This window comes from Bacteroidetes bacterium GWF2_43_63 (assembly GCA_001769275.1).
In the GTDB taxonomy this organism is placed as follows: Bacteria; Bacteroidota; Bacteroidia; order Bacteroidales; family DTU049; genus GWF2-43-63.
In genome coordinates, this window is the sequence record MEOQ01000004.1 from 18,135 (window position 1) to 44,651 (window position 26,517).

A 26,517-nucleotide genomic window follows, 5' to 3' on the forward strand; every position below is an offset into this window, starting at 1 on the left:
ATAATTTCATGTGCTATGCTGGCAAGAATAGCTTTGAGTTTAAAGAAGGAATAAATGTCATTATCGGCGACAATGGTTATGGGAAGTCAAAACTGTATGATGCTTTCTATTGGGTAATGTACGATCAGGTATTTGTGCCGGAAAAGAAGGAGTTTCAAAACACACGCTCGGTAAAGTCAAAAATAATCTCAGATAAAGCTAAACATGAAGCAAAAGATGGTAGTTTGTCCACATCTGTTTCAATTACATTTCATAATCTTGAAAAAGATGAAGTTTTCATATTAGAGAGAAAGTATGCAGTAAATGTTAAAGATTCTCGAATTCTTGAGAGTAATGATAGCGAATTTACTGTGATGCGTAAAGAACTATCTTATCTTAACGCTAAATTAATTAGTGACGAAGAGGAAAAGAGGAAAATCGTTTTCAGAATTCTTCCGGCACAAATTAAAGATTATTTATGGTTCCAGGGAGAGCAAGTAGAATCAATAATTGATTTCAACAAACAAGATACATTAACAAGAGCTATTAATGTGCTCTCAAGTATTTCACGATATGATGAGCTAAAAGAAATTGCTGAAGCTGCTGCAAAATCAGGCAATAAGGAGTATGACAAAGAAGTCAAGAGACTTAGTAAAGACGGTGACCGTAGTGATCAGCTGGAGAATGAAAAAGAAAGACTGGAGGAGGCTATCGAAACATTGGGCAAGGAACTAAAGGAAGCAAAGGATAATTTGTCAATTGCTGAAGGGAAATGCGATGATTTGCTGAATAAAATTGAAGATGCTCAAAAGGTGGCTGAATTGCAACAAAAGAAGAAATCAGTTCTTGGAAGGTTGGAGGAATTGAATGATGAAATAAATGAAGAACAAATATCTTTTCATAAAAAGATGTTTCGAAACAAATGGGTTTTAAAAGGAACTGAAAGCCTACACTCTGAATTTAGTGAGAAATACTCGAAATATGAAAGCATCAAGCTTCAGTTGGCTGAAGCATTAAGGCAAGAAAAAGAATCGGAAGAAGAAGTATTGAAAAAACTTCAAACGCGCTTACCTCTTGATGTTCCAGAGCCAATTTATGTTCAAAGAATGCTTGATGAGGAAAGATGTTTGGTTTGTGATCGGGAAGCTAAGAAGGATTCAGAACCCTGGAAAAGAATTAAGGAGCTAATTCAAAGACATGATAAATATTCCCATAAGCATGTCGGGAAACAATTAACCAAACAGGATTTTTCTAACGACTTTAAAAAACTATATCAGAATGGCCTTTCACTGACACATAGAATTTCTGATATTGATGAAGATATTGCTGAAACACTTAAAAAAACAACAGGATTGAATTCTAAAATCAGAGATGCCGGTAAAGATTTAAAGGCTATTGATGAAGAAATTCAAAAGTTGTTATCAGACACCTCTCTTAGTGAAGAATCAGCACGTAATATCATTAACGAGTATTCTATTCAAAATAAATATGTGAAAGACTTTCTTGACTTGGTAAGTAAGATTTCACAAAAACTTGAATTCAATAAAAATAATCTCCGAAGCGTAAATGAACAATTAAAATCTCTTATAACAGGTGAGATCCCTAAATGGCTTATTGAGAAAAAAGACGTTTTAAATGATTTTGAACTAATAGCTTCATCAACACGAGATAGAGTTTTTAATAATTTGATAATGCAATTAGAGAAAGAAGCAAATCATCATTATGAGGCGATGACAGCTGGGAATAAATCTATACGAGGACAAATACGATTAAGAAAACTTCCCAATGGAAATTATATGCCTGAAATAATTGACGGAAATGGGAATCCTCTTTTAGGCTCAAATACAAGTAATTTGATTTTAGTGAAATTGGCTGCTATTATGGCAATTATTTCCGCGAAGACAAGTACAGGGAACGTTGACCTCTATACTCTCATTACGGATGCCCCAACATCGGTATTTGGAGAAGATTATACAATTGGATTTTGTAAAACAGTAAGCAAGGTCTATAGACAAAGCATAATTATGAGTAAGGAGTTTTACAAAAACGAAACTCTAAAAAATGAATTACTCACAAATAGAGACATCAAAATAGGGAAGGTTTATTTAATCACCCCGACAATACCAGAAAGTGAAAGAGCAAATCGACACGACCTTTCAACTAAAATTTCAGTTTTAAATTAATATGGAACTTCTAAAAAGAATTAAAGACAGAGCACCAGAATACAACTCAGCATATGAAGAGCTGATTACGAAGTTCACGGTTTTACAAGGAGGTAGAGCTGGGACATCTGGTGAAAGTTCAACGTGGGAACAAGGGAAGTATTTTGGCACTAAATATGAAATTTATATGTATGCAGCCTTATTAGGGCTCAAAATGAATTACCGTTTGCCAATTGCCCCGAATACAGATAAAAGTAAGTTTATTGAAGTTAAGGCATGGCAACCATATGATCTGGCTGATTATGTTGTTATGGGATTGCTTGCGAAATCTGACATAGATTTCAATGAGTTAGAGAATATGGAAGAAAAAGAAATAGAAAAGGAAATATCATCTTTGAAGAAATTGCTCGAAGAATATGCAAATGGTGGGTTTGATAAAATTAGGGCAAAGCTTGAAGACGAACCTACATTTTTTGAAAATAACGACAACTGTTTTATTGACTTACTCGATTCTTGAAGTAGTTAGATTTTGGTCACATCATCTTTGAAATTGTCAAAAAAGGCTTTCTCTGCTTTTGTCATTTGCAAATCGATTCCAATTTTTTTACAAATCATCTGTATGGCAAGAATTTGCCTGGGTTTATCTGTCTTTAAAGTATTTTTCTCTTGGTCAATAAACACCTTCTTCCATACCTTGTGAGTCAGTTTAAAATCATCATTAGAAAAAAACAATATAGCGTCCTTTTCTTTTCCTTTTATTTTAGCAATTTTAAGTACATAAAACAATATCATTTGTCCAATCGGTCTGAACAACAAACTTGTTGCATTTGATTTTCTATCCACAACTCCAGTTTCAAAATATTTCTTTACCGAAGGTATTGAGTTAAGAATTTTCTTGAAATATATTTTTATTTTCATCGTTTCACTATCGATGAAGTCTTCACTCTCTCTTCGTGTTGTGAATTTCTTATAATGATGTCCTGCTAAAGGGAGGTTGTTGGAGAATGTCTTATCTGTCAATATTATTGAAATCATATCATAAATTAAAACAATATTAGAAAAATGATTTTTATTGCCTTGATTCATGCTTCGTGTCTTAGAATATTGAATCCGATCCTTGAAGAAATCGAAATCTTCCATTAATCTTCTTGTTATTATCGCACAATTATCTTCTTCATCCAATGCAATTATTTCACTAATGTTCACTGGTATAGCATACCTATTCAAAGTAGAAAACAACCTTCTTGTTCTAATTTCGCCTTCCCTTGATTCCTTATGTGCTACAAAAATTACTGCTACCTCTTCGTCTTTTAATTCATCATTATACTGCTTTAGATATTGTTTGATTGCACTTGTTCTATGCTGTCCATCTATTGAAAAAATCTTTTCTTCTCCATTTAAAGTAAGAATTCCAAAAGTCTTGCTTAAGTAGTCCTGTTCAGATTCAGATAGATCCGTTGATGTCTTTTCAATATCAATTTCTTGCCAATGTGGCTTCCCTCCGTATATCCCACAAATTATAGAATTAAAAAATCTCTGGGGTTGATCTTTTAAATATGATACTATATCAGAACTTCTGTCACTAACTTCTCGTTGAATCCATCTGCTTAGCTCTTTATTCTTATGAATCTCTTGAGCAAGAGAAGTCCTATTTGCCAGCTCGCAAAATTTCATTACTGAAACATAGTAGAACCAATCACCCATTCTACCTCTTAGGCATGGTAATCTTAATGTGTTATTCATTCGTAAATGTTTTTTAGTTCGGGTTTTATCTTTGCAATTGGAATGTCAGTATTAACCTTGGGTACAAAAGTATTTAAAAGCTTAACTTCACATTCTTCTATATGATTATCATCAACTAAATCAGCGTAATAAAAATGCAAACAATCCTTCCAAAGCTTTAGCATGGTGAAAACCTTTGGCCTTGGCTTTCCTTTTCCCTCTTGGTCATCAAGATATTCTTTATATCTAACTCTAAAACTCCTTGTTGTTTGACCTATATAGAATAAATACCTTGTTTCAAATAACTTATTAAAATCAGGTTTGACTACAAAGCAGTATATGCCTTTTTTATCAGCTGGAACATTATTTATTTGAGCGTTGTTGAATGGGACTTCATTCCAGGTTAGATTATGAGGAATACCATTTGCTGGATTATTCCAGTGTTCAGGAAATAAGAGAAACTTCCATATATGTTCTTTTATTAAGCCTCTCTCGCCAAAATCAATGTCGAATGCCATAATAATTGATTATATAAAACATGAAGCACAACCTTCATCTTCATTTAAAATATCAATAAGAAATGGAGATTTAGATTTTGCTACTTTTAAATTTCGTTTGAAACAATCCTCTTTGATTTTTTTAATCCTATCTGGATTAATTAAATCTTTCAGCGTTTCTTCTTGATTCCATGAATAACCATCTTTCTCATATTCCATAGCCTTTTGGAAAAGATCAGGGTGTTGTTCATAAAGCCACACCCACTCAATTTTTTGTTGAAAAAAACAAAAGAAACATCCGGAGCGACTTCGTGAATACTGACCCACTTCATCATTTATTTCAAAATCAACCTTCTTATAATAGCTTGGAACGCCGACACCACTTTCCTCTAATATCTTAAAAATATCATCACGATTCAGGTTATCTTCGTTTGGAATCAATTCAAAAGAAACTTCGTTAGATAGCGGGTACGTTGTAGATTTTAAGTATTCAAAAACAATTTGATTGAACTCTTTAACTCCTGTTTCTAAGAGTAAATTTAGTTTCTGCAATTGTGTGAAATTTTGTGTCAATGGTATTTTGATTATCTCAAGAAGTCTATCTGCATTTGGGGATAGGGTAATCTTTTTAAATATTCTTACTGTTTTACTTATATTATCATTAGCAAGAATTTTTCTAATGACATCTTCACTCCATATGTTCCTTCTAAAAGGAAAAATTGATTGTATATTCGGTTTTCGTGAAATATAGCCTTCACGGTCTTCATCACCTCTTATACCAACATAAGAAATAACAGGGTCACTCCCAACAAATTTCTCAAAAGGTTCTAACTTCAACTTTTTTGTACACCAACGGGATGTCGAGGATGGCAGATATCCTCCATACATCTTTAAGTGATGATCAAAAGGAGCTTCATTACTCCCTTCTGCTGCTTGAAGTTTTATAATACTTTTCCCGAGGTAAATTTCCAGGTTTCTGATCAATTCATATGTTTCATCTAATTCTTTTCCTGTATCACAGGTGTAATATTCTATGTTCAATGAAGGATATTTATCTTTCATATAAATAGCAAGTGCGGCACTATCCTTACCGCCTGAAATTCCTAACACATGTCGTATATTCTTCATTTCCTTAACAACTCTTTTAGAATATTTGCCAATGCTGCAATATTGATAGTTTTGTCCTTTGAAAGCTTCGATTTAATAACAGTTTCAATTTGCGCAACTTCAGTTCTTCTTGTTTTAGGTAGTCGTATTAAACTTTTGTTTATGCCATCAACAAAAGAACTCAGTTCTATACCTAATACATCTTCTTTACCATCATTGAAATCAGATTTTGAAATATTTGTGAGACTATCTAACTCTCTGATCATAATGGAAAATCTATCTTTCAGTATAAATTCGTCTTCATCATTGATTATTTCTATTGATTTTCCAATAATTACCTGTGCAATCGAACTCAACCAAGCCTTTCTATCATCCAGATCAGAATCTAAACGCTGTATGAAAGTTTTTTGGTGTGGTAGGCAGAGATGTTTTTTAAGTTTCCTATATCTTGCCTGCAACTCAATTTTATACTTTTCAAAAGGCATTTTCTCACCAATAAAATCATTGAGGATAAATTCTTCAAATCTATTTATCAGTTCATCAAATGCTGTCCGTAATTCTCTGATAGAATCCTGCAATTTAACTATATAAGCTTGCAGTACGTCCTTTGAATTTTGAATTGAAGATACACTAAAGCCAATAGCAGTAGGGAAATCTTCAAAAAACGTTTTCTCGGGATCTTTTGCGTTTGCAATTGCAGTCCTTATTGAAAGAGTCTCCTTTTTTAATCTTTTAGTATTTCGGGAGTACTCTGGTAGTCCTCTATAGAAGGTTAAAAAAGGTTTAATTGTCTCAATAAAAGTGTTATTATCTATCTTATCCTTTGAATGCTGATTCAGAAAAACACGATAACTATTAAAAATGTCAAGTTTTACTCCCTCAATATCAAAAGTTTTGATTTCATAATCATCAGGGCATTTTACAAGTAATTCGAGAACTTCATCCGTTATATATGGGATGTATCCGCTTTCGCCAAACAGAGCATAGTCATCACGTTTGATGAATAGAAAGGATGCTATCCAAAAATCAATTAATCCCTGTTTTAATTTAAAAGGTTGTTTTGTAAGAGGAGAAATAAAATCCGAAATAGATCTTCTAGTATGTTTAGCAGACTCAAGAAAAGCAATTGAAAAGCTCCAAAGCTCTTTGAAGGTTGAGTCGGGTGATACTGCCGGGACAAAATTAATCTTATCAGAGTATAATGTTATGCCGTTTTCCTTAAGAAGAGTTAAGAAAATGGTTTTCTCTGGAGGAAACTTATTACTTTCAAATCCCAGATCCGGTTTATCCCAATTATCAACTAATGCCCGATAAAAGCCTTTTTTCGCAGTGTGGATTGAACTTGAAATTTTATGCTTATTAACTAATTCATTCCTAAAGACAGGGGCTTTTGCATATATTTGGTAGCAAATATGAGAAAGATACTTGTTGAAGTCCTTCTTGCTTGAAATTTTAACTTCAGTTCCTTTGAATATCCATGTTAAATCAGAGCTATTGGAGTATAAATTATGTAGTATATAATGATTTAGAAGGTTCTTCTGATGATGTAAAATGTTTTCTAGCTCTCGCTTTGCAACTCGATCATGTTCATTTTCTTCAAGGACTTTCCTTGTTTTTTCGATTTCAAATAGCTGGTTTTTTATAGTTTTTGAATTACGGTAAAACCCATAAAGAATCGCTTCTTCATGATTAAGAGATGTTTCTTTAACCTCTTTTATTGTTAGAGTCTCGTTGAAAATCAAATTTATGAATCCATCAACCTCATCTGTCGGAACTTCATTAATGGGGGTTTGGGATATACGGAATTCGAATAATCTGGGAGTCCCCATTAAGTACGAATAGGCCTTTGCATAAATTGATGGAAGTTGGTAATGCTTCTTTAGCATTGTTGCGACATCACTTATTTCCGTTACTTTACTTTCTGCTTCAATAAGTGCTGTTGTGATATCAAGATCTGTCCCTTCGAATAAAATATATTGTTTATTGTATTTTCTAAATAAAATAATCTTGTTATGTTCAAGGCTATTGACTAATTCTTCAGAGTTTCTCACTCCTAGGCATGTTGAAGCATATTTTATTAAGAATTCCTTGCCAAGGTCAGAACCATTCATGGCAGTTATTTCGAGCAAGCCAATTGTCTTAATAATTTTTGAATAATCTGATATATTATCTGGGAATAATCTTTCAATAGCATCAATGGAATTTTTAATTGCAGCCCATGCTGCATAATCTGGATTATATCGTGAATTAATGTAAGAATAGAAATTAAAGATCAGATAATCGTAAACGCAGGCAATATTATAAAATGGGTTTAGTCTTCGATCTAACTTATTAATACCTGTATGGTCGGTTGATTCAAGAAAGGAAAAAAGAGACCTTTCATTTTGACCATATTTTTGCAAAGAAATAGTTAATATGTTTGCGGAAATCAGATCAAGGGGATAGAGCCTATTTGAAATGTCTGATATAAAATCAGAACCAAAACTAAAAGCTTTTGATTTTTTTGCAATGTTTAAAGCATTGTGAATTTCCTTTTCTGTTTTTTCATCCAGATTGGGATTTACTAAATGCTCTGATGCTAAAAAAAGAAGCTGTTCAATCGGTTCATTAAATGTTATTTCCCGGAATCTTCCTTTTACTTTTGTCCACTCTTGTTTTTGGGTTATATTTAACGAGAAAGCATACGCATCAAAATTCTGATGTATTGTTGTAATAAGAATTATGTTGTGATCTGGATTATTTGCAAATTCCGATAATTGCTGAATAAAATAAAGTTCCTTTTCAGGAAGATTTTGAGATGCGTATTCTAAGTACTTACCAAATTCGTCAATTACAATAACAAGCAAGGGATTATTCTTCCCTAATTCCCTGTAATGACTGTATATTTCTGATAGGATGTTTTCTGTCTGATGCTTTGTTGTGGAGACATCAAAATAATCCGCAAAGGATGTTAAAATGGACTTATATTCGCCAATAAAATTTAGAAATTTAATTCTGGGGTTCTTAAGTAGATCGACACTAAAATGTCTTTTTTTCCCTGTAAGACTTTGTTGAAGTGCCCATAAAAAAGATGATTTTCCTGTGCCGTAAGATCCAATAATGTTAAAAGATCGAATCCCTTTGTGAAAATCACTTTTTAATTGTTCAACAATCCTTTTTGCATTTGGAGTAGGTATGTAGTTAAGATCTCTACCCTGATCCCGAATTATGTTGGTTGATGTGGAATATTTAGTTTGCATAATAATTTTTCAAGATTGATTCGGCTGCTGGTTTTTCTTTAAATTGAATTTCTTTAATTCCTGCTTGATCTTTGAATATTAAGAAAGGATACTTATTTGTTAGATTTTCAATTTTACTAAGAATACCGGCTCTACTTATTGCGAAAACAGAACCTACACTATTGTAACCCTGCTCAATACTGCTTAAGCTTAATGACTTCTCAAAATTATCGTTATCCAGAATAGCATAGAGTATTACTTCGTCTGGTATTTCAGGCTTGTCATTGTTTTCAATAATAAAAAAATCTTCAGCAGCTTTTCTATAGCTTCGTATCAAATCCAATTCAGCTAATAAACCCGAAAAACTATCTTCTTTATCCTTACTTTGAGCATCAGAACGCAAGTACATTTTGGCAAGAACCGTCAAGTCCTCATGTAATGTTCTTTCATTTATTGTAAAACCCTTGCCAGATTCAGACTTGCGTTTAATGAATGAAATATAATTTTCCTTTGAAAATTCTATTTTTTCTTTTCTCAATTCATTAAAGACAATAGAATAAGTTGAAGCAAAGCCTGATTTTATGAGATGATAGTGCAAAATCCATAAACTTGCTTCGTCTTCTAGGTAAGGATCCCATCCGTTGTCAGAAAGAAGATCATGGGCAAACGTTGTCAATTTATCGTCAGGCGTAAGAATGTTAAACGCCTTCATCCAGAAGCGAATTGAAGCAACCATGTTTTTCCCAACACCAAGAGCAACTACTGCATCTTCATCATTGAAAGACCGCTTGTCATTTACAAAGTCATACCCTTTTTTTAACCAAAAGTGACGGCACTGAAATGACTCATGGCCTGAAAATATAAACCGACTAATGGACTCAGACATGTTAATGGTTTTATAATCAAGATGTAATCACATCTTTTATTTAGAAGTTAAAAGTACAAAAAGATTTGTTTTGATTTCCAAGAAGAATTATTTCTTTTTAACAGCACGTAAAATCAGATAGTTAACGAGTAATTTGGCAAATTATAGCAAAACACCAAATTTGCATCCTCACATCGTTAAACCTTTGGCTATCAATCCGAAAGATTTATATCTTTGCCGCCCACATTTCAAAAAGCCCCATGAAAAAAGCTACAACCAAAACTGCTGCTAAAGCCACTGCCAAAAAGACTCCGGCGAAAAAGACCGCTGAAAAGAAGACTACGACTAAGAAAACTACTGTAAAACCAGCTACAGTAAAGAAGGCTGTTGCTGAAAAACCAACGTCTGTTCAGTCTGCCAAAATGGAAAAACTGAATAAACTAGAACGCGCTTTGGCCGAAAATCAGATCTCCAGATCGGAATATGAGATGTGGAAAAATGTTTATGCAAAGGAAGTTCCTTTCAACTTAAATATAATCGAAGAAGAAGATTACCGCCCCCGCAAAACAAGAAGAAGATCGTATTATAATTAATCTACTACTGCCCTGGCCTGGTTTTCACAGACCTGCCAGAAATAATTTCGAAACCCTATGTACTGCCCGAAATGCAAGGCTGAAAATTTCAGCAAAGATGGAACTGTGAATGGCCGCAGCCAGTATTCATGCGCTGTATGTGGGTTTAATGTGACAATTCCGGTTGTTCCGAAATCTGAAAATGCTGATAAAAAGCGTGAAGTACTTATTTTATATTTTGCCGGATATGATATTGATGATATTGTATTGCTGTCTAGATTGGAGCAGGAGGTTGTTATCCGATTGATTAATGAGGTTACTTTGTAAAGCGGTAATGATCCTGCTTTATCTGCAAAAGATGGTGTATTTGTTAGCATTAGAAAAGTGAAGCTACTATGACTCTTGAAGCCCTGAAAACATGCCCTCGCTGTGGATCATCTAACCTGGTGAAAGATGGCTTTATAGCAAAGATGCAAAGATTTAGATGCAAAGAATGTGACAATCATTTTACAGTTACCATGCAGAGACAGTGGATTGATCAGAATCTGAAGAGGAATGCAATGATTCTGTACCTCTCTGGGTTAAGTATTAATAGAATCGAGGATCTGACCGGGATGAAGCAAACGACCCTGTTCAAGTAGGTAAAAGATCTGGGTCCGAAATTCGAATTGATGCGGGCCTCTGAAAAGCCAAAAACAAAAACAATTCATTCAAAAACCGATAAGATTATCAGAATTGAAGATGTGCCCTGGATATTGATTTATTGGGATGGTGTTGCTGAATTGTGGGTACAATGAAAAGAATAAAACTTGTGAGGTTGTTACAAAATGTTGATAGAACACATGTAAATATCTATAATTTTCATGTGCCGCATAATATCTATCCATACAAAATAAAGCAGTTGCGCAGCTACGATTAACAAAGGGCTAAAACGCATTAACCGCCTGCAAACCTCATTAATAAATATCTCTATCCATTTCATCGAATAAATTTCTAAACATTTTCGTTAGAGATCTTGATTTTAACAAAATTCTTTATATATTTACATCGTGAACATAGCAGAAAAAAGGTTTTTTATTCGCGGACAATGACTTTTGATGCTGGATTGTACTAATTCAAGAGTATGTTGAGTTATGTGCAGGTGATAGTATAAATGTTTATCACACAGGTTCGCAAAACAAGAGGTCATGTTATGTTTTAAACAGAGAACACACAGTCACTATTATTAAACAAAACGAGATGAAAAGTATAAGCAACTTTTAAAAATCTACAATGCAAGATATAAACTTTCGTCATATAGCAACTCAAATAGGGGACTTGTTGAAATACTCAACAACGGTGAATGAAATAGACCGACTTGGACAATCTGTTTTAAAAGTGGATAAAGAAGTATTTCCGAATTCAGCAATAACTTCAGTTAGAGCGCATTCTTTATATAATTGGGTTATGTCTTTAGCAAAAACTCCTTTGGACAGCACCGAAAGAGTAAAACGATTAATTAAGTTTTGCCTTGAGTTGACTCCGGAAGAACATATAAAAACGACAATTGCGTTTTTAGAGAAGAACAATTGTCCCTACAACCTGCTTTATAAAGACAACCTCGATGAATTTCTGAAAAGAAATTTTCACTCTGAAGTAATAAAGCATTCACAAAAACTATTTGCACAAGGAAATTACTTTCATTCAGTTTTTGAAAGTGCAAAAGCGTACAATAAAGATATAAAAATAAAATCTCAAAGTGATAAAGACGGACAACCTCTTATGCTAAGTGTTTGGGGGTGTGATACTGGAGTCTTAAAAGTTACTGCTTGTCAATCCCAGTCAGACAAAGACTTTCAAGATGGAATTAAGTTTATTTCGGGTGGCATTATGAGTGCTATTCGTAATCCAACAGCCCATGAACCTGCAATCACTTGGCCTATTGACAAACAGGATTGCTTAGACATACTAAGTTTAATTTCATTTCTTTATCGACAACTGGACAAAGCCGTTTACTATAAATAATGAAACATGGAATATTTAATTGACTTGAAAATTGATGACAAGTGCTATAATGCGATTGTTCATTTTGTTGCAACTTTTACAACGAAAGACGATGGTGAAGCCAAGTTATTCATAGATGAACTAATAGCAGGTTTTAAAAGGAGAGGAGTTATTATACTTCTTTCAAGTTATTACAGAATAGACAATGACCTTGAGCTAAGAGAAAGAAGTTATGAATATTATCAATTTTGTAAAGAGAGGGCAACGGCATCAATTCAAGTTGAACAATTTGTCTTAGACAATCCAGACCAAAACAAATCTCTTGTAGAAAACTTGACCGAGAAATTATTCGCAGGTAAAAACTCAACAGCAAGAATTGGGAAAGAATATAATATTCCAGTGAGGGTTTTAGACAAGAAGACACGCAATCCAATTACAGGTGAGTTTTATTATTTTACGATTGAACACTTAATACCAAAGGGATGAAAAGCAGCTTATAAAAAGGGGGTTGTGTTTGGGGGCAGAGGGTGAGAATGAAACCATTTGTGAAATTAATAAAAGTGGATGCTGGCAGACAGTCAATGGCTTAAAAAGCCCATCTACGCAAAGATCGGGAAAGCTTTAATGGTACTTAAATCAATTTGAATGAATAATTTGAATAATAAAATACGGGAGAGAATAAAAGAAATATGTGATTCTTTTTCGTTTTTCATTGAAGAATCTAATGAAAATTCTTACCGAATCTTTACCGGAGAGATTGATGGGGTGACTTTATTTTTAAACTTTAATGAAGATAAATTAAGTTTTTATTTTTTAGTAAGGACAAGCGATGTTGTTTATAGCGGAGATAGAAGTGATTTACATATAGTTATAAGTTTAATGCTTGCTAGTTTTCTAAAAATAAAAGCCAATATTTCATGTTCAATATTCGATATAGCACACCCTCTTATTGATGATGAAATTTGGGGAAGATACATCTATCCTTCACAATATGAAGACTCTTCTATTAATATTCTAGATTTTATAGAAAACCTATTTAGTATGTTACTTGAATGGAGATATTCCTTTTGGATGTTGATTGGTTGCCCGTGCCAAAAGTGTATGGAAGAAGAAAATTTAATAAATGAAAGAGATTATTACTCTGAATCAAATCTAATCGGTTATACAGCAACAATCACTCGCTACAATGCAGGTAGTAGAATAAGACCTTCGTATTCTTTCGTTTATGACATTGATAATGATATTACAATAATTAAATCAAAATCTCTAATTGATTATTTAAAAAGATTAATGACTCTATTTGATTACAATCCGCAAAAAATAAGAGGAATAAATGGTGACATATATATTGATTCTACTACTTATAATTTTGCAAGTCATAGCGCTTTAAACGAGATTGCAAACATTTTGACCTCCATTGATAGATTCCAAAGAATTGATGTAGATAGCCTAATTGTTATTGAAAACTTTGTAATTAGCATAGGTGAAGATTATATAATAGCAAAAAGTTTATCTTCAGGGTTAGATGCCTTTAAACTTGAAAAAGAGTTTATTCGAGAACGCCACAATCTTGAAGCATCAATACTATTCCCAATTCCTCTTTTCGAATGGATAGAAAATCCATGCCCTGCACAATTCGAATTATTAATAAAAAGCCTTCTAGAAAGGGATGTCAAAGTAAAAAGAGTTCGTATAGCTTCCCCAACAAATCAAGGAGATAATGGGAGAGATTTAATCATTGATTGGGAAATAGTAGAGAAAAATCAAACGTTTAATGAAACTAAGCCTCCGTCACGGATACTAAAAATTGTAGGTCAATGTAAAGCGAGTAATACCACTATTGGTAAAAGCAAAGTTCAAGATATTAAAGACACTATCGAATATCATGATGCTACTGGATTTTTTCTGGCAGTCAGTACTCAAATAACCAATCCTCTAACAGAGGCATTAGAAAAATTAAATCGAAAGCAACTCTGGACAGATTGGTGGAATAGGGATGATATAGAATTTCGACTCAATCAAAATCAAGACCTTATTCCTAAGTTTGATAAAGTTGTAAAAATTAAGAATACAATAAAGTTTATCAATGAATAAAAACTCCTGTTAACTTTTTATTTGAAATGGTAGGCAAATCTCGAATTTCCTTTTTAATAGCCAACTCAAACAGGAAGATCGATTTCATAAGTGTATGTCGTTTAGCCAAAATAGTCCGAAACAAGAATGATCATTAAAACATACAACATGACAAACCAAAACATAGAAAAAGACATTGAATTTGCAACGCAACGAATTGAAATTCGGCAAATTGAAATAGAGTCAGAATTGGCTGAACTTGCTTCAAAAATATCCAGTTTTACGAAATGGGCTTGGATATTCGTTTGGCTTGGGGGGGCGATTTCCCTTGTTTCAATTCTTTATTACGTCAATCAAAACGATGGAGATGGATTTGGGCTTAACCTTTTAGGGGATTTTATGGCAGGCTCGGTGGCATCAATTTGGTCTCTTGCTGGGCTATTTTTTATTTATGTCGCTTTTCTTGGACAGAAACAACAACTTCTAAATCAACAGTTAGAAATAATGTATAGTCAGATTGAGGTTAAATATACAAGACTAGAACTCTCTGGACAAAAGGTAGAAATGAAAGAACAGAATGACACCTTGCGACAACAAAAATTTGAGAATACATTTTTTCAACTTTTATCATTGTTTACTTCAATTGTTAACTCTCTTGACCTAAGACAGTCCATATCAAAAGGAGAGGTGTTTTCAACTGGTCGAGATTGCTTTGAGCATTTTTATAAACAACTCACGTCTTTTTTACACCACAGTATAAATAATCAATCTAGTTTGAATATTCAATCTTCACGGATAGAGCAAGCACTAGACGCTTATGACATTTTATATGACTCCAATAAGTCAGACATGAGTCATTATTTTAGAACATTGTATCACATAATTAAGTTTGTTGACAAATCCAATGTTGAAAACAAAAAACAATACACCTCTATTGTAAGAGCACAGCTATCAAGCTATGAACAAGTCATACTTTTCTACAATTGCTTACATAACAATGGGCGTGATAAATTCAAGCCACTAATTGAAACATATGCAATATTTAAAAACCTTGACGTCTCTCTTATATATAACAAAGACCATTTAAAGGAATATGAGCAAGGAGCGTATAAATAAATCTAATATAAAAATAATCTTATAAAGCGTGCAATCGGCAATAATAAATTATACCTAAAAGTTGGTAGATTTTTGCATTGTATTAAACGCTGCTGATAGATCGAACACCCCCACGCCCCCCCCAATTCCAAACCTCCCATTACCAGTAGCTTTGCCGTCGGCGACTTCAATAATCACATCCACCTCATGGGCGTTTTCGTTTTTGCCGCGGAAGTTGCCTTCTTTGGTGGTGTGGTAGATGAAAATGAATGCGGTGCGGGGGTTGTCATGGCGTAGTTTGCGGAGGCCGTCCATGTCGAGGCCAGCGCGGGAAACGCTGTCTATAAAAACGAAGTCGTATTTTGAGAGATCGTCGGGAATGGTTTCGGAAACGTATAGGTTGGGATGGGAAGCCTGGAGCCGTTCGATTTTTTCTTTGAGCGTGTAGCCGAATTTTTCTTCAATGGCACAGTACAGGACTTTTCCGTGGTGCTCTGCCAGATATTTTGCAAAGTCAATACACAGGGTTGATTTGCCAGATTTGGGCAGGCCGTAAACCATAGCAGAAAAGCCAACGCTGGGATCACCGATCAGCTCGCGGTATTTGCCTTGAAGGCCAATGGTTTCAAATTTCATAGCGGACAAATCTGTGCTGCGGATCACTTCAGGTGTTTCGTCATCGGCCGGACCGCTTAACCCCGGGCTTTTTTTTTGAGAATTTCTGACCAGCCCCATGAGTCCGTTCAGTTCACTTTCACTGATTATCGGTGCATCGCTTTCTCCGGTTACATAGCTATTGAGTGCCCTATAGAGTTTTTCCAATCGGGCGGCGTAGGGATCGCTTTTTCTGATTTTTTGATTCTCAGCCGCTTTGCTGATCCTTTCCATGAGCGATTTAGCTTTGTCTTTTACGTTCTTTTTACCGTGCAGCGAAATGTATTGTTTGATGTAGGTCACCGACGGCATTGTTTTCTGACTTTCAGCTATGGCCGTGTATTTCTCCAGCGTTTTCTTGTCAATCGTAACGGCGATGGATGCCCCCATCTGCTCATAGCATTTAATGAGCTGACTCTGAATGTGCTTTATTTCTGCAGCATATGGCGATGTTTTCCGGATGCGCTTTTCGAGAATGGCTTTTTGCATGGAGCTCAGAAAACGCAGGATCTCATCCTGGGTTTTTGTTTTGCCATGCATGGAAACATAGCGTTTGATAAAAACGATTTCAGTCATTATTTTCTCAACCTGCTCCGGCTCCTTTTCTGGCCGGGCTTTAGCAGGTTCTGCTTTTTCCTTTTTAGCAGCCGCTTGCTTTTCTGGTTTTTCTGTCTCCGCTCTGGGCTTCGCTTTGGCTGGTTCGTCATGCGGATTCTTTTCCAGGTAATCATCCAGCTTTTGCATATATGCGTTGATGACGCGCTTAATGTTTTCATTGGAATTGTATGCAGACCAGTTGTTTGGCGCCGCGCCACGGGTGAGTTTGTCTCCGTTCTTCAATGCTGCGGGAAGCTTGTCGAAATCTATGTTCCGGCTAACGTCGAAATAATTTTCAATGGTGATCATATTGCTGTTTTTTAAAATTTTCAGATTGAGAGAAGGTCCAGTTCCACTTCCAGAGCCATTGCCTCGAGTTCCAGTTCGCTCATGGAAGGAGCAAGAGCAGGGGTGCTGGGCATCATTTGCGGCTCTTCGGCGGGAATGTCGTCGGCTTTGTATGCAAGCAGATAATTGAGTCTTGCAAATTCTTCTGCACGATCCTGGGCTGTCCGGCCTTCGACTTGTAGCGCCGATTTCTTTGCTTCAATTTCGCTGCGGAGGCTTTTCCAACGTTCTGAACCCTGGTCGCCTTTGTAAAGTTCTGCTTTCTTTACGATGGCCTGTTTGTCGAGTTGATAGGTTTCAAGCACCTTTGAGAGATCGCTTTCGATTGAAAACCCTTTTGGTTTCAAAATGGTACGTTCCGTTTTGCGGACTTTCGAAACATATTCTTTGAAATACCGCAGGTACCAGGCTTTGTCGAAGTAGATTCTGAGGGCGCTGTATGAGTATTCGATTTTCCGTCCGACAGCCAGCACATCCTTGTCTTCAAAGGTGGATGCGTTCAGTAACGCTTCAATTTCTTCCTTCAATTCCTTTGCTTTTTTGAAAGTCTTTGCTTTCTGGCTTTGCTCAAAATCAGGCTCTGCGGCAGCTGCATTGTCGAAATGATCTGAGTTGATCAGGTTGTCGTAGAACTTACGAATGGCTTCCAGCGTCTCTTTTCGATAGTTGTTGTAATCTTCTATGTCGCTTTTGATTTCTTCAATCATTTGCAGCGCGCGGTTTGCCTTAGAATATTCGCGATTGAGTTGTTCTTTTTCCTGATCGAAAAACATGCGCACCAACCGGTCAACATCTGTAATCAATGCCAGTTTTATTTCTTCCGGATCAAGGCTTTCCAGGTCCAGTACATTGCCGCGGTCGCCTTTGAACCAGATGTCGTTGATGCGCGACGTCTTCTCTTCGAGTTTCTGAAAGACAAAAACATCCATTGAATCCTGTACCAATGGCATAACGATTCGAACATAAGCAAACTTGTTTCCCTGCCGCCAGATGCGTCCTTCAAGCTGTCGGATATCGGTCGGGTTCCATTCAGGATAACAATCGTAAATGACCGTTCCGCGTTTTTGCAAGTCAATTCCCTCGCGAATGGTGGCCGTTCCTATGATCACTTTCACCACCCCTTCCAGAAACGCTTCTTTCACGGTTTCCTTTCGTGCATCGTTGATTTCAGAACTAATGATTTCCACTTCATCCACTTTGGTTTTATCAAACATCAGCCCTCTTTCAAACCCGACTTCATTTTCCAGATACTGCTTAATCATCGGGAAAAACTGCTTTCCACGGTTCATGTAAATCACTTGTCCCGATGCCTGTTCGCCCTTTCCCTCGTGCCATTTTTTCACCGATCGGATGCATTCCATCACGTATTTGATCTTCGGACTTTCGTCAATGAATTCTTTGTAATCTTCCGGTGATCCGTTCAGAATAAACGGCGATAGGGCATTGTCGAGTGAGAAAGCCAGCGCCCTGAACAGGTTGCCCATGTCGAGTTTTCCCTGTGTAGAACTCTTTGCCATTGCAACAATCTTGTTCTGATTCTCCCGCTGTTTGGGAGTCATGTTTATATAAGTCAGAATTTGTTTTTCCTGAACAAGTCGCTCACGATTGCCCGAAACAGCATCGTAAAGCATTGGGAGGTTTATTTTCTTAGGCCGCTTCACGCCTGCTTCTTCGCCTGTTTTGTACAGGATGTGATTGTAGATGAGTTTTTGCAGGATCCGGCGATTGGTGAATGATTTGATGACTTCCTTCTCTACAATTTCTTCCTTGTAATTGGCGGTCCATTCTACAGTCGGCAGGACAAACAAATCGAAAAATGTATCAATGTTGTAGATGCCGCTTTTGGTGAGGCTTTCATAAGCCACCAGCGAAAGCATAGAATAAATTTCGAGAGGCGAATTAGTGAACGGCGTTGCTGTCAACAGCATCGTGTTCCGGCCAAATTTGCGCTGAATGTAATTCAGAATTAAAAATGCTTTCTGTCCGGTTTCGGAAGTTGCCGACTGAATGTTGTATCGCTTATTGCCGTCTTCATCCGCTTTCACACTGCTGAATACATTTTTGCAACGATGCGCTTCATCAATGACGATGTAATCAAATCCGACCACATCCACATCGGCAACGGTGTCTTTGAGGCCAACGCCAATCATTTCACGAAATTTCTGATATTCAATTTCCTTGTCCCTTGCGGTCTTTTCACGGCTTTGTCCAAGTATGTTCACCAGCTCGACAAAAAGTTCATCAGAAACAGAGTCGCCAAACCCCAGTCTTCGAAAACCTTCGTAGGTCACCACAGTAATGGATTTTTCAGGAACCGGCTTGTTCAGGTTGATGCGTTTCACGACATCAGTCCCCAAATTGTACCAGTCATTCAACTGTATGCCGGTATGGGAAAGAATTCCCGAAATGAATTTGCCGGACTTTTTATCTTCGAAACCAAAAATTTCATTGATCCATTTTTTGTAAGTCGGTTTGGGAACGACTATAAGAGGCCGTTTGCACTTTCCGGAATAAATGAAATTGGCCAGGGTTGCTATGGCACAGGCGGTTTTGCCAACACCCACATCGAAGCTGTTGATGCCGCTTCCCATCACTTCCATGAATGCAATACCTTCTCGCTGAATGTCGGTGAGCTGCAATATCCCTGACTTGAACGTTGCTGAACACTCGAAGCCAATCGGCACTTTGTGATAGGAAATATCGCTCTGTCCGTTGTATAACCGGTTCCATGAATAGTCCAGTTTTTCCTGATCCTTGGCAGTCAGAACTTCATGCAGAAATCTTGAAAACAGCTTTTCGCCTTCAATCCGGGCATTTGCCTTGAGCTCCGATTTTTCTTCTTTGCTCATTTTGTCATCGCGCAAAGGTCGGTTGGCAATGTAGTAATCGGCAATGTCAATAGCAGATGACTTTTCAAAATCCGCGTCGGCATTCAGCGTAAACAGCCATTTGACAAATACGTCCTGCAGGCTGTATCGGGTTTCGCTATCAAACTTAAGATTGATTTTCTCCTTGTCTTTTTTACGTTCGACCTTTCCATTCACTTTCTTCAACTCTTCGGCATTTTCCACATCCATGAATTCTTCGCGCACTTCGCTAACTGAGAAAAGATTGGTGTCAGCGGCGAAGTCCGAGATGGCAGTGATGATTGGGCGTTCCTTTTCATCAGGGTTGGTCACACTCAAAAGACCAGGCTTCGATTTATCAATGGCCTCTTTGTGCTTCAGATAAACAGCTTCTCCCCATTCCGATTGAATGAACTCCTTGTCAGCTTCCAGTTGTAACTCGCGGTCATACATGTTGCCAAAACTGTAGATCGGAAACGGAACAACTTCGCCGCCCATGTAGTACAGCGCTCCTTTTTTTACCAGTGCGGAAAGCTCGTTTTCATTCGCTGCAATCGAAGTTTTTTCCAGCTTGCATGTTCTTGCCGACACATAATACAATCCATCATCACTGCGGAAAATGAAATAATTTTCGCCTTCGGCATATTGGTGAGTCTTGATGTATTTACCAAGAACAGCGCCTTTATTCGCATTCCGGATGTCGCGAAAATGATTGTCTTTGATGGTTGTGTTTTCAGTCGCAACAACATTTTCAACCACATTGCCACCCTTGATGTAATATCGTTCCCATCCTTTCATGGCAATCCCCAGCGAACGTTTATACCAGACCCAGGCTTTGATTTCTTCGAAAGTAAGCCCTTTGTTGTATTTGCTGATGACCTCATCAAAGCTCATGGTCTTTGATGTTTCGCCCAGCCCGTGCAATCCTTTTGCCTCTCCTATAATCTTGAGGATTTTGTCACTGTTGGCCAGGATTATGCTCAGCATTGCCGGGCTGATATATCCCAGGCTGTTGGCCGTTGTTATTCCACTTAGATAGCCCATGTCTGTACTGTTTTGATCGTTTAATAACTGCATTTCGGTTTCAAGGGCGAGCGCTTCAAGCTCCAGATTGGATGCGCCATTGCCTCTGATTGTACTGATGATTTCTTCTTTGTTTCCCTTGACTGTAACCGGAAAATCGCGGGACGTTGAAATGATTTCCTTTCCGCATATTTTCTCCGGATGCAGGGCAAACCAGGTGTTGAATGAGGTGATTTCTTTGAATGAAAGAGGCTCGTTCAGCGCAAAGGTCAGTTTGTATTCATAGTCATGAAGCGCTTTGAATCTGCTTTCCAATTTCAGCGGAATCACTCCGTTTCTCACCAGGCTGCGATCAATGTTGTCCGCAGGAAGTTCGTCCAGCAGTTTTTGTATTGCTGATATCCTTGCTCTGAGCCAGGCTGGATTACTATTTTCACTATTCGAAACCATCATTCCATGTTGAATTCTGTTTCCATCTGTGGGATCACTGCCGCCGGAACCATGTGATTATTTATCACTCTCATGATAATTTGTTCTTCGAGTTTGGCATATCCGTTTTTTGACTGAATCCGCTCCCAGACATTTGGGCTGTTGGCTTTCGTAACTCTTTTTAACTGATGAAGAATCTCTTCGCGTAATTCTTTTTCAGCTTTTGAAACAGTTTTGTCCAGAGTGCCGGAAAGTGAGCTGTCGCCATTGTCCATAAATGAATAGTAATCGTTTTTGGTAGCGATGATGTGGTCAAGCACATGAATATCGAAGTATTTGAAAGCTTGTTTTATTTTCTTTGTTAGCTCTCTGTCCTGCGGGCTGGGCTCTGTGTTCCCTGAAGGATGGTTGTGTGACAGAATGACTCCTTTGGCAAGGATTTTCAAACCGACGGCCACAATCATTTCAATATCGACCTGGGTTGAATTAATGGTTCCTTTTGTGTGCCGGTAGTAGCCAATGACCTTGTTGGAGTGGTTCATATAAAGCACCACGAAATGCTCCTGAATTTCCACACCGTCAAAAATGACCTCCTTGATGAATTGATATGCATCGCGCGACGAAACGAGCCGGGAAAAGATCAGACGCTCTTCTTTGAAAGTCAGGTCAACTTCCTTTACGCGGAATTCTTTTTCAATGTCCTTGATCTGTTTGTCCAGGTCCTGCATTTCGGTTCCGTTTAACACGAACATTGGGGTTGACTGTGGAATTTTATACTCTTTCATGTCACTTGCGTTTTAAAACAATTATATCGGTCGGGACTTCCGAAAAGCGGAACACAGCAGGCAAACGATATGCGTCCATCAGCTCTGCCAGTTGCCCGATGCTGTCTTTCTCATGGTTATATGAAATGCCGTTTCGTAAAAAATTGCTCGAAGTGATGTAGATAAGCAGCCCGCCGGGTTTCAGCAATTTTAGCCCGTAGTACAAAAAAAACAGCTCTATCTGTTGCATTTTGGGCGCAGCGAAATAGGAGCTGTATTTGTTTTTATGCTTTCCGTAGGGCGGATTGCCTATAACCAGAGAGAACGGATAATCTTCGAGCCAGGTCAACTGATTTCCTTTGAGTTTGCTTGTGAAACGGGGCGGTTGCAAAAAGGCTGTTTCAAAGTAACCTGTATGTATTTTCGCTTTGGGGTAAGTGATCTGACAGATCCTTGCCGACACAGGATTGATTTCAATGCCCGTGACGCGCGATTTGTCCGGCGCCGGGGCAATCACTCGCCCGGTGGCAATTCCTGGCTCCAGAATGCTTCCTTTTGCATCATGGCCATATCGATATGCCAGCTCCCACATGAGCTCAACAATGTAATCGGGAGTAAAAAACTCATAAAGAACACCTTCGCCGCTGGCTCCCTTGCTTCCCTGACCGCCAGAACCTTCGTATTGCTGAATAAAAGAAATGTCATCAGAGGAATACGATTCTCCCATAAGATCCTTCCCTCGAATGAAATCTTCAATCTGCTTGTTAAGCTCATATTGGTTTTCAGATCTGGACATAGATTTGTTTTAATGCAAATCTATGGGGGTGGAGAGGTGGGGTTGGGCGAAGATGGGCGAAAATGGGCTTTGTTTTTGAAATTTGAACTAGGTTAAAATAATTATTATCAATAATTTTAATTTTAATAACTTTGGTGAGTTAAACCTAATGAAAAACACGCATACATGGCAAAAATTCATTCACTCAAGATTCATAATTATAGGGGTATTGAAAAATTTGAGCACACTTTTGGAAGTACTAATTTTGTTTGCCTTATTGGACGAGGTGACTCTGGTAAAACAACAATATTAAATGCAATTTCTGCTGTATTATCACCAAATTGGAATTATACTTTTTTCGACACAGATTTTTATAACGGTGATATTAGTAATAATATAGTAATTGAAGCTAACATTATTGAAGTTCCAAGTGAATTGTTGACTGAATCTAAATTCGGATTGTATAAGCGCTTATTAAATTCATCAAATGAAATAATTGATGATATTACATTGGAAACTGATGATTGTGCTGATATATTATCAATCAAGTTGGTCGTAAAAAATGATCTTGAACCAAAATGGTATATCTTTAATGGCAGAATTCAGCAAGAGGATATTGAAATTTCATCATATGATAGAGCAAAACTCAATGTATTCTTAGTTTCAGATTATCTTGACAAACACTTTTCTTGGAGTAAAGGAACACCATTGTTTTCATTGCGCAAACAATCAGATTTGAAGAGTGAAACGAATAAACTGCTATTAGACGCAAATAGAAAGGCTAAAGAAGTTTTTTTAAAAACAAAACCATTAGACTCTTTAGATTCAGTTGTCTCTTTAATTAAGGATTCTGCAGCAACGATCGGTCTTTCTTTGGATGATTTATCTGCATTGATTGATAATAAAGATTCAATGTTGAATGAAGGAAATATATCTCTACATGTAGATAGTATACCTTGCAGGTTGAAAGGTAAAGGATCAAAAAGACTTTTGTCTATTGCAATTCAACTTGAATTAGCTAAAAAAGGAGGAATTGTACTTATTGACGAGGTTGAACAAGGATTAGAACCTGATAGAGTGAAATTTTTAGTTAATCGGCTTTTTAATAACAAACAAGGGCAAGTGTTTATAACGACTCATTCAAACAATGTTCTTGTTGAGATTGATGCGAAAGGAATATTTTTAAAAAAAGCTGAACAACATAGCCTAGTTACATTTGATGAGTGTTTTCAGGGTTGTATTCGAAATAATCCCGAAGCTTTTTTTTCAAAAAGAATTATTGTATGCGAGGGAGCAACAGAAGTAGGCATATGTAGGGCCTTAAATGAATTTAGGATAGAATCTGGAGAAAGCAACTTTGAAATGTTAGGTATTTCCTTAGTGGATGGAACAGGTGCGAACTTTATTAAGTATTGTTTTGATTTTTTTGCAGCGGGAATAGATGTTTGTGCTTTTTGTGATTCAGATGATCCTGCGATAAATGAAAAGAAGAAAGAACTTATTAATATTGGAATTCAAGTCGTTGATTGTTCAGCTGGTTGTTCTATAGAACAGCAATTATTTAATGACTTGCCATGGGAAAAAGTTACAAGATTAGTTAAATATGCAGAAATTGAAAGATCTGAGCAAGGGATATTGGCTAATACAGGGAAATTGTCAAAAAGCGAGTTGACTGACCAAGATTTACCTGGAATACGAATATTATTAGGAAATGCAGCAAAACAACACGATTGGTTTAAAAGAATCGAACTTGGGAAAAAGCTAGGGAGAGTGTGGTTTAATTCACTTTCAGAGATAACGTCAAAACACCTGCATACTCAATATTGTCACCTTTCAAGTTGGATAAATAAATGAATCTAAAGGAATTTATATCAACCCGTAGAAGCATAATAATTGCACCTGCTGGTTATGGTAAAACATATGCATTGGCAAAATGTTTGACAATTACAGATAGCGATAAAAAACAATTGATAATAACACATACACATGCTGGAATAGCTGCAATTAAAGAAAAAATTGCAAAGTTAAACATACCAAACTCAACATTTTGCATTGAAACCATCAATGGGTTTGCTCAAAAATACATGCTTTCATTTTACAGTAACGCAATAATTCCTGAGCAAGAAAGTAAAAATTATTTTCTTTTTATCATTCAAAATGCTACTGAACTTTTTAAAACAAAGGCTGTAAAAAGAGTTCTTCAATCAACATATCAAAATATTTTTGTTGATGAATATCAAGACTGCACACTATCACAGCACAAAATGATTATGGCTATTTCGGAGTATTTGCCAACACATATAATGGGAGATCCGATGCAGGGTATTTTTGGTTTTAATGAGCCACTAGTTAATTTTGAAAACGATCTAGATTCATTCAAAATCGTGAATCAACTAGATACTCCATGGAGGTGGAATACGACAGGTAATACGCAATTAGGATTGATTCTAAAAGAAATCAGATCGATTTTATGTTCGAATAGGAAGGTGATAAACTTTAAATCATTCAGCCCAACAATTGAGAATATATTAATCAATGAATCGGATATTTTTAATCAAAAGAGTATTTATAGAAGACAATTGAACACAATAATAAACAACAATAATCAATCTAAAGAGTTAGAGAGTTTGTTATTAATTGTTCCTGAATATATTGAAAATGGAGTGAATCGAGGGGGAATTAATTCAAGAGCAAAACTTAAAGCATTAATAGATTATTCACATCAGTTGACTCTTTTAGAAGCAATTGATAATAAAGACTTTTATTCAATTTCTAAGTCAATTGATAAACTAGTGAATGGCATTCATCGTAGAAATAAAAAGCTGAAAGCTATTTCAGAAGATCTTTTGCAAAAAGTATTTTACAAAGGAAGTATTGATGCTTGGATTACAGAAGATAGACTAATAAATAAAAGAGGGAAAGACGCAAAAACAAAACAGAAACTAGAAGATTTGATTAATTCGTTTATAGATGAGTCTTCAATGTCGTCCTTGTTAGAGCTTCTTTTGTTCTTAAAAAATGAAATGAAATTTAAATCAAAGAGAGTAGATCTTATAACTAGTATAATTAAATCCATGAGAATTGCAATTGTAGAAAATAAGAGTGTTTATGACTCAATGGTGAGTTACAAAAATATAATTAGGAGAGTGGGTAGAAAAGTTCAAGGGAAATGCATAGGTACTACTTTATTAACTAAAGGACTTGAATTTGATACTGTTGTAATTTTGAACGCACATAGAATTTCTGATCACAAACATTTTTATGTTGCAGTTACAAGAGCATGTAAAAGACTTATTGTTTTTTCAAATAGTTCTATTTTACAATTCACAAATTAAAGTTTCTTCAAATCCATCATCTTTCCCGGGCACTCTGTTGCAGCCAGATCCCGGTGGCCTTTTAAAACGAGGTCTTTTCCAACAACAGATTTCACATGCTTGATTACTCCTCGTAACGAGTCCATCTGCTGCGGTGTTGGCGGGTGCTTTGAGAGGTGTCCGATCAGGCAAATACCAACATAAGTGGTGTTATAATATCCCACATGGTAGCTGATGGATTCCAGATCGTTGGTCTGGTTGACTGTTCCATCATGTGAAATGACGAAATGATATCCGATGCCCGGCCAGCCGCGCGAAATGTGATAATTGGCAATAGCTGTTGGAGTTCCTGAATCTGCTGCGCTGTGATGGACCACAATACCCGTGATTGAACTCAGCGTTCTTCTTTTGTACGCACCTTTCCCCTTCGGGAGAGATGCAACGATGTTGTCGATTTTGATTGTTGTCATAGTTCCTCCTATTGCAAGGGCTGT

Annotated in this window: 20 protein-coding genes and 1 pseudogene (1 of these 21 cut by a window edge); 11 read left to right on the forward strand and 10 right to left on the reverse strand. The window is 36.5% G+C overall.

Annotated features, from left to right (window positions below; translation table 11 throughout):
- Nucleotides 1-8 precede the first annotated feature (8 nt).
- Entirely contained in the window at nt 9-2,162 is a 2,154-nt protein-coding gene (locus A2W93_12010) for a hypothetical protein (GenBank protein ID OFY56350.1), read from the forward strand.
- 1 nt (nt 2,163) lies between these two features.
- Entirely contained in the window at nt 2,164-2,658 is a 495-nt protein-coding gene (locus A2W93_12015; GenBank protein ID OFY56351.1) for a hypothetical protein, read from the forward strand.
- Nucleotides 2,659-2,663: 5 nt separating this feature from the next.
- On the opposite strand, the gene A2W93_12020 is transcribed toward A2W93_12015, so the two are convergent.
- Genes A2W93_12020 through A2W93_12040 form a run of 5 tightly spaced genes read right to left on the reverse strand, consistent with a single transcriptional unit; the run spans nt 2,664 to nt 9,559 of the window.
- Nucleotides 2,664-3,884, reverse strand: a complete 1,221-nt coding sequence (locus tag A2W93_12020) for a hypothetical protein (GenBank protein OFY56352.1) — start codon at nt 3,882-3,884, stop codon at nt 2,664-2,666.
- Complete coding sequence (locus A2W93_12025; GenBank protein OFY56353.1) at nt 3,881-4,381, reverse strand: hypothetical protein; 501 nt, start codon at nt 4,379-4,381, stop codon at nt 3,881-3,883. The genes A2W93_12020 and A2W93_12025 overlap by 4 nt, the downstream gene beginning before the upstream one ends.
- 9 nt (nt 4,382-4,390) lie before the next feature.
- Nucleotides 4,391-5,488: a phosphoadenosine phosphosulfate reductase gene (locus A2W93_12030; GenBank protein OFY56354.1), complete on the reverse strand. Its 1,098-nt coding sequence runs from the start codon at nt 5,486-5,488 to the stop codon at nt 4,391-4,393.
- Nucleotides 5,485-8,706 carry a hypothetical protein gene (locus A2W93_12035; GenBank protein ID OFY56355.1) on the reverse strand — a complete coding sequence of 1,074 codons (3,222 nt, stop codon included), beginning with the start codon at nt 8,704-8,706 and terminating at the stop codon, nt 5,485-5,487. The genes A2W93_12030 and A2W93_12035 overlap by 4 nt, the downstream gene beginning before the upstream one ends.
- On the reverse strand, nt 8,696-9,559 hold the full coding sequence (locus A2W93_12040; GenBank protein ID OFY56394.1) for a hypothetical protein: 864 nt from the start codon (nt 9,557-9,559) through the stop codon (nt 8,696-8,698). Before A2W93_12040 ends, A2W93_12035 begins: the two co-directional genes overlap by 11 nt.
- A gap of 251 nt (nt 9,560-9,810) precedes the next feature.
- Between A2W93_12040 and A2W93_12045 the strand changes: the two genes are divergently transcribed.
- The 7 genes from A2W93_12045 (at nt 9,811) to A2W93_12075 (ending at nt 15,294) form a co-directional block, all read left to right on the forward strand.
- On the forward strand, nt 9,811-10,143 hold the full coding sequence (locus A2W93_12045) for a hypothetical protein (protein ID OFY56356.1): 333 nt from the start codon (nt 9,811-9,813) through the stop codon (nt 10,141-10,143).
- 57 nt (nt 10,144-10,200) lie between these two features.
- Complete coding sequence (locus tag A2W93_12050; GenBank protein OFY56357.1) at nt 10,201-10,449, forward strand: hypothetical protein; 249 nt, start codon at nt 10,201-10,203, stop codon at nt 10,447-10,449.
- Nucleotides 10,450-10,517: 68 nt separating this feature from the next.
- Nucleotides 10,518-10,763 carry a hypothetical protein gene (locus tag A2W93_12055; GenBank protein ID OFY56358.1) on the forward strand — a complete coding sequence of 82 codons (246 nt, stop codon included), beginning with the start codon at nt 10,518-10,520 and terminating at the stop codon, nt 10,761-10,763.
- A 640-nt stretch (nt 10,764-11,403) separates the two neighbouring features.
- Nucleotides 11,404-12,126, forward strand: coding sequence for a TIGR02391 family protein (locus A2W93_12060; protein OFY56395.1), 723 nt, complete (start codon nt 11,404-11,406; stop codon nt 12,124-12,126).
- Between the two features lie 6 nt (nt 12,127-12,132).
- A complete protein-coding gene (locus A2W93_12065) occupies nt 12,133-12,591 on the forward strand; it encodes a hypothetical protein (GenBank protein OFY56359.1) in 459 nt (152 codons plus the stop codon).
- Between the two features lie 159 nt (nt 12,592-12,750).
- Entirely contained in the window at nt 12,751-14,199 is a 1,449-nt protein-coding gene (locus tag A2W93_12070) for a hypothetical protein (GenBank protein ID OFY56360.1), read from the forward strand.
- A gap of 126 nt (nt 14,200-14,325) precedes the next feature.
- Nucleotides 14,326-15,294 (forward strand): hypothetical protein, encoded by a 969-nt coding sequence (locus A2W93_12075; protein ID OFY56361.1) that lies wholly within the window; start codon nt 14,326-14,328, stop codon nt 15,292-15,294.
- Nucleotides 15,295-15,348: 54 nt separating this feature from the next.
- On the opposite strand, the gene A2W93_12080 is transcribed toward A2W93_12075, so the two are convergent.
- From A2W93_12080 to A2W93_12095, 4 genes are all read right to left on the reverse strand, one after another.
- A complete protein-coding gene (locus A2W93_12080) occupies nt 15,349-16,833 on the reverse strand; it encodes a hypothetical protein (protein ID OFY56362.1) in 1,485 nt (494 codons plus the stop codon).
- A 20-nt stretch (nt 16,834-16,853) separates the two neighbouring features.
- On the reverse strand, nt 16,854-21,098 hold the full coding sequence (locus A2W93_12085; GenBank protein ID OFY56396.1) for a hypothetical protein: 4,245 nt from the start codon (nt 21,096-21,098) through the stop codon (nt 16,854-16,856).
- A gap of 92 nt (nt 21,099-21,190) precedes the next feature.
- Nucleotides 21,191-21,955, reverse strand: coding sequence for a hypothetical protein (locus tag A2W93_12090; GenBank protein ID OFY56363.1), 765 nt, complete (start codon nt 21,953-21,955; stop codon nt 21,191-21,193).
- Between the two features lies 1 nt (nt 21,956).
- Nucleotides 21,957-22,730, reverse strand: coding sequence for an adenine-specific DNA methylase (locus tag A2W93_12095; protein ID OFY56364.1), 774 nt, complete (start codon nt 22,728-22,730; stop codon nt 21,957-21,959).
- A gap of 165 nt (nt 22,731-22,895) precedes the next feature.
- Here A2W93_12095 and A2W93_12100 point away from each other — a divergent pair, with 165 nt between their 5' ends.
- Both A2W93_12100 and A2W93_12105 read left to right on the forward strand, forming a co-directional pair.
- A complete protein-coding gene (locus A2W93_12100; protein ID OFY56365.1) occupies nt 22,896-24,563 on the forward strand; it encodes a hypothetical protein in 1,668 nt (555 codons plus the stop codon).
- Nucleotides 24,560-26,044: a hypothetical protein gene (locus A2W93_12105; protein OFY56366.1), complete on the forward strand. Its 1,485-nt coding sequence runs from the start codon at nt 24,560-24,562 to the stop codon at nt 26,042-26,044. The genes A2W93_12100 and A2W93_12105 overlap by 4 nt, the downstream gene beginning before the upstream one ends.
- Before the next feature lie 249 nt (nt 26,045-26,293).
- On the opposite strand, the pseudogene A2W93_12110 reads toward A2W93_12105, so the two are convergent.
- A pseudogene (locus A2W93_12110) lies at nt 26,294-26,517 on the reverse strand (hypothetical protein) (it continues 529 nt past the right edge of the window).

Bases quoted from the DNA above. Each gene is read 5' to 3' on its own strand.
- A2W93_12010 (OFY56350.1), top strand. From the start codon at position 9: ATGTGCTATGCTGGCAAGAATAGCTTTGAGTTTAAAGAAGGAATAAAT.
- A2W93_12015 (OFY56351.1), top strand. From the start codon at position 2,164: ATGGAACTTCTAAAAAGAATTAAAGACAGAGCACCAGAATACAACTCA.
- A2W93_12020 (OFY56352.1), bottom strand. From the start codon at position 3,884: ATGAATAACACATTAAGATTACCATGCCTAAGAGGTAGAATGGGTGAT.
- A2W93_12025 (OFY56353.1), bottom strand. From the start codon at position 4,381: ATGGCATTCGACATTGATTTTGGCGAGAGAGGCTTAATAAAAGAACAT.
- A2W93_12030 (OFY56354.1), bottom strand. From the start codon at position 5,488: ATGAAGAATATACGACATGTGTTAGGAATTTCAGGCGGTAAGGATAGT.
- A2W93_12035 (OFY56355.1), bottom strand. From the start codon at position 8,706: ATGCAAACTAAATATTCCACATCAACCAACATAATTCGGGATCAGGGT.
- A2W93_12045 (OFY56356.1), top strand. From the start codon at position 9,811: ATGAAAAAAGCTACAACCAAAACTGCTGCTAAAGCCACTGCCAAAAAG.
- A2W93_12050 (OFY56357.1), top strand. From the start codon at position 10,201: ATGTACTGCCCGAAATGCAAGGCTGAAAATTTCAGCAAAGATGGAACT.
- A2W93_12055 (OFY56358.1), top strand. From the start codon at position 10,518: ATGACTCTTGAAGCCCTGAAAACATGCCCTCGCTGTGGATCATCTAAC.
- A2W93_12065 (OFY56359.1), top strand. From the start codon at position 12,133: ATGGAATATTTAATTGACTTGAAAATTGATGACAAGTGCTATAATGCG.
- A2W93_12070 (OFY56360.1), top strand. From the start codon at position 12,751: ATGAATAATTTGAATAATAAAATACGGGAGAGAATAAAAGAAATATGT.
- A2W93_12075 (OFY56361.1), top strand. From the start codon at position 14,326: ATGATCATTAAAACATACAACATGACAAACCAAAACATAGAAAAAGAC.
- A2W93_12080 (OFY56362.1), bottom strand. From the start codon at position 16,833: ATGATCACCATTGAAAATTATTTCGACGTTAGCCGGAACATAGATTTC.
- A2W93_12090 (OFY56363.1), bottom strand. From the start codon at position 21,955: ATGAAAGAGTATAAAATTCCACAGTCAACCCCAATGTTCGTGTTAAAC.
- A2W93_12095 (OFY56364.1), bottom strand. From the start codon at position 22,730: ATGTCCAGATCTGAAAACCAATATGAGCTTAACAAGCAGATTGAAGAT.
- A2W93_12100 (OFY56365.1), top strand. From the start codon at position 22,896: ATGGCAAAAATTCATTCACTCAAGATTCATAATTATAGGGGTATTGAA.
- A2W93_12105 (OFY56366.1), top strand. From the start codon at position 24,560: ATGAATCTAAAGGAATTTATATCAACCCGTAGAAGCATAATAATTGCA.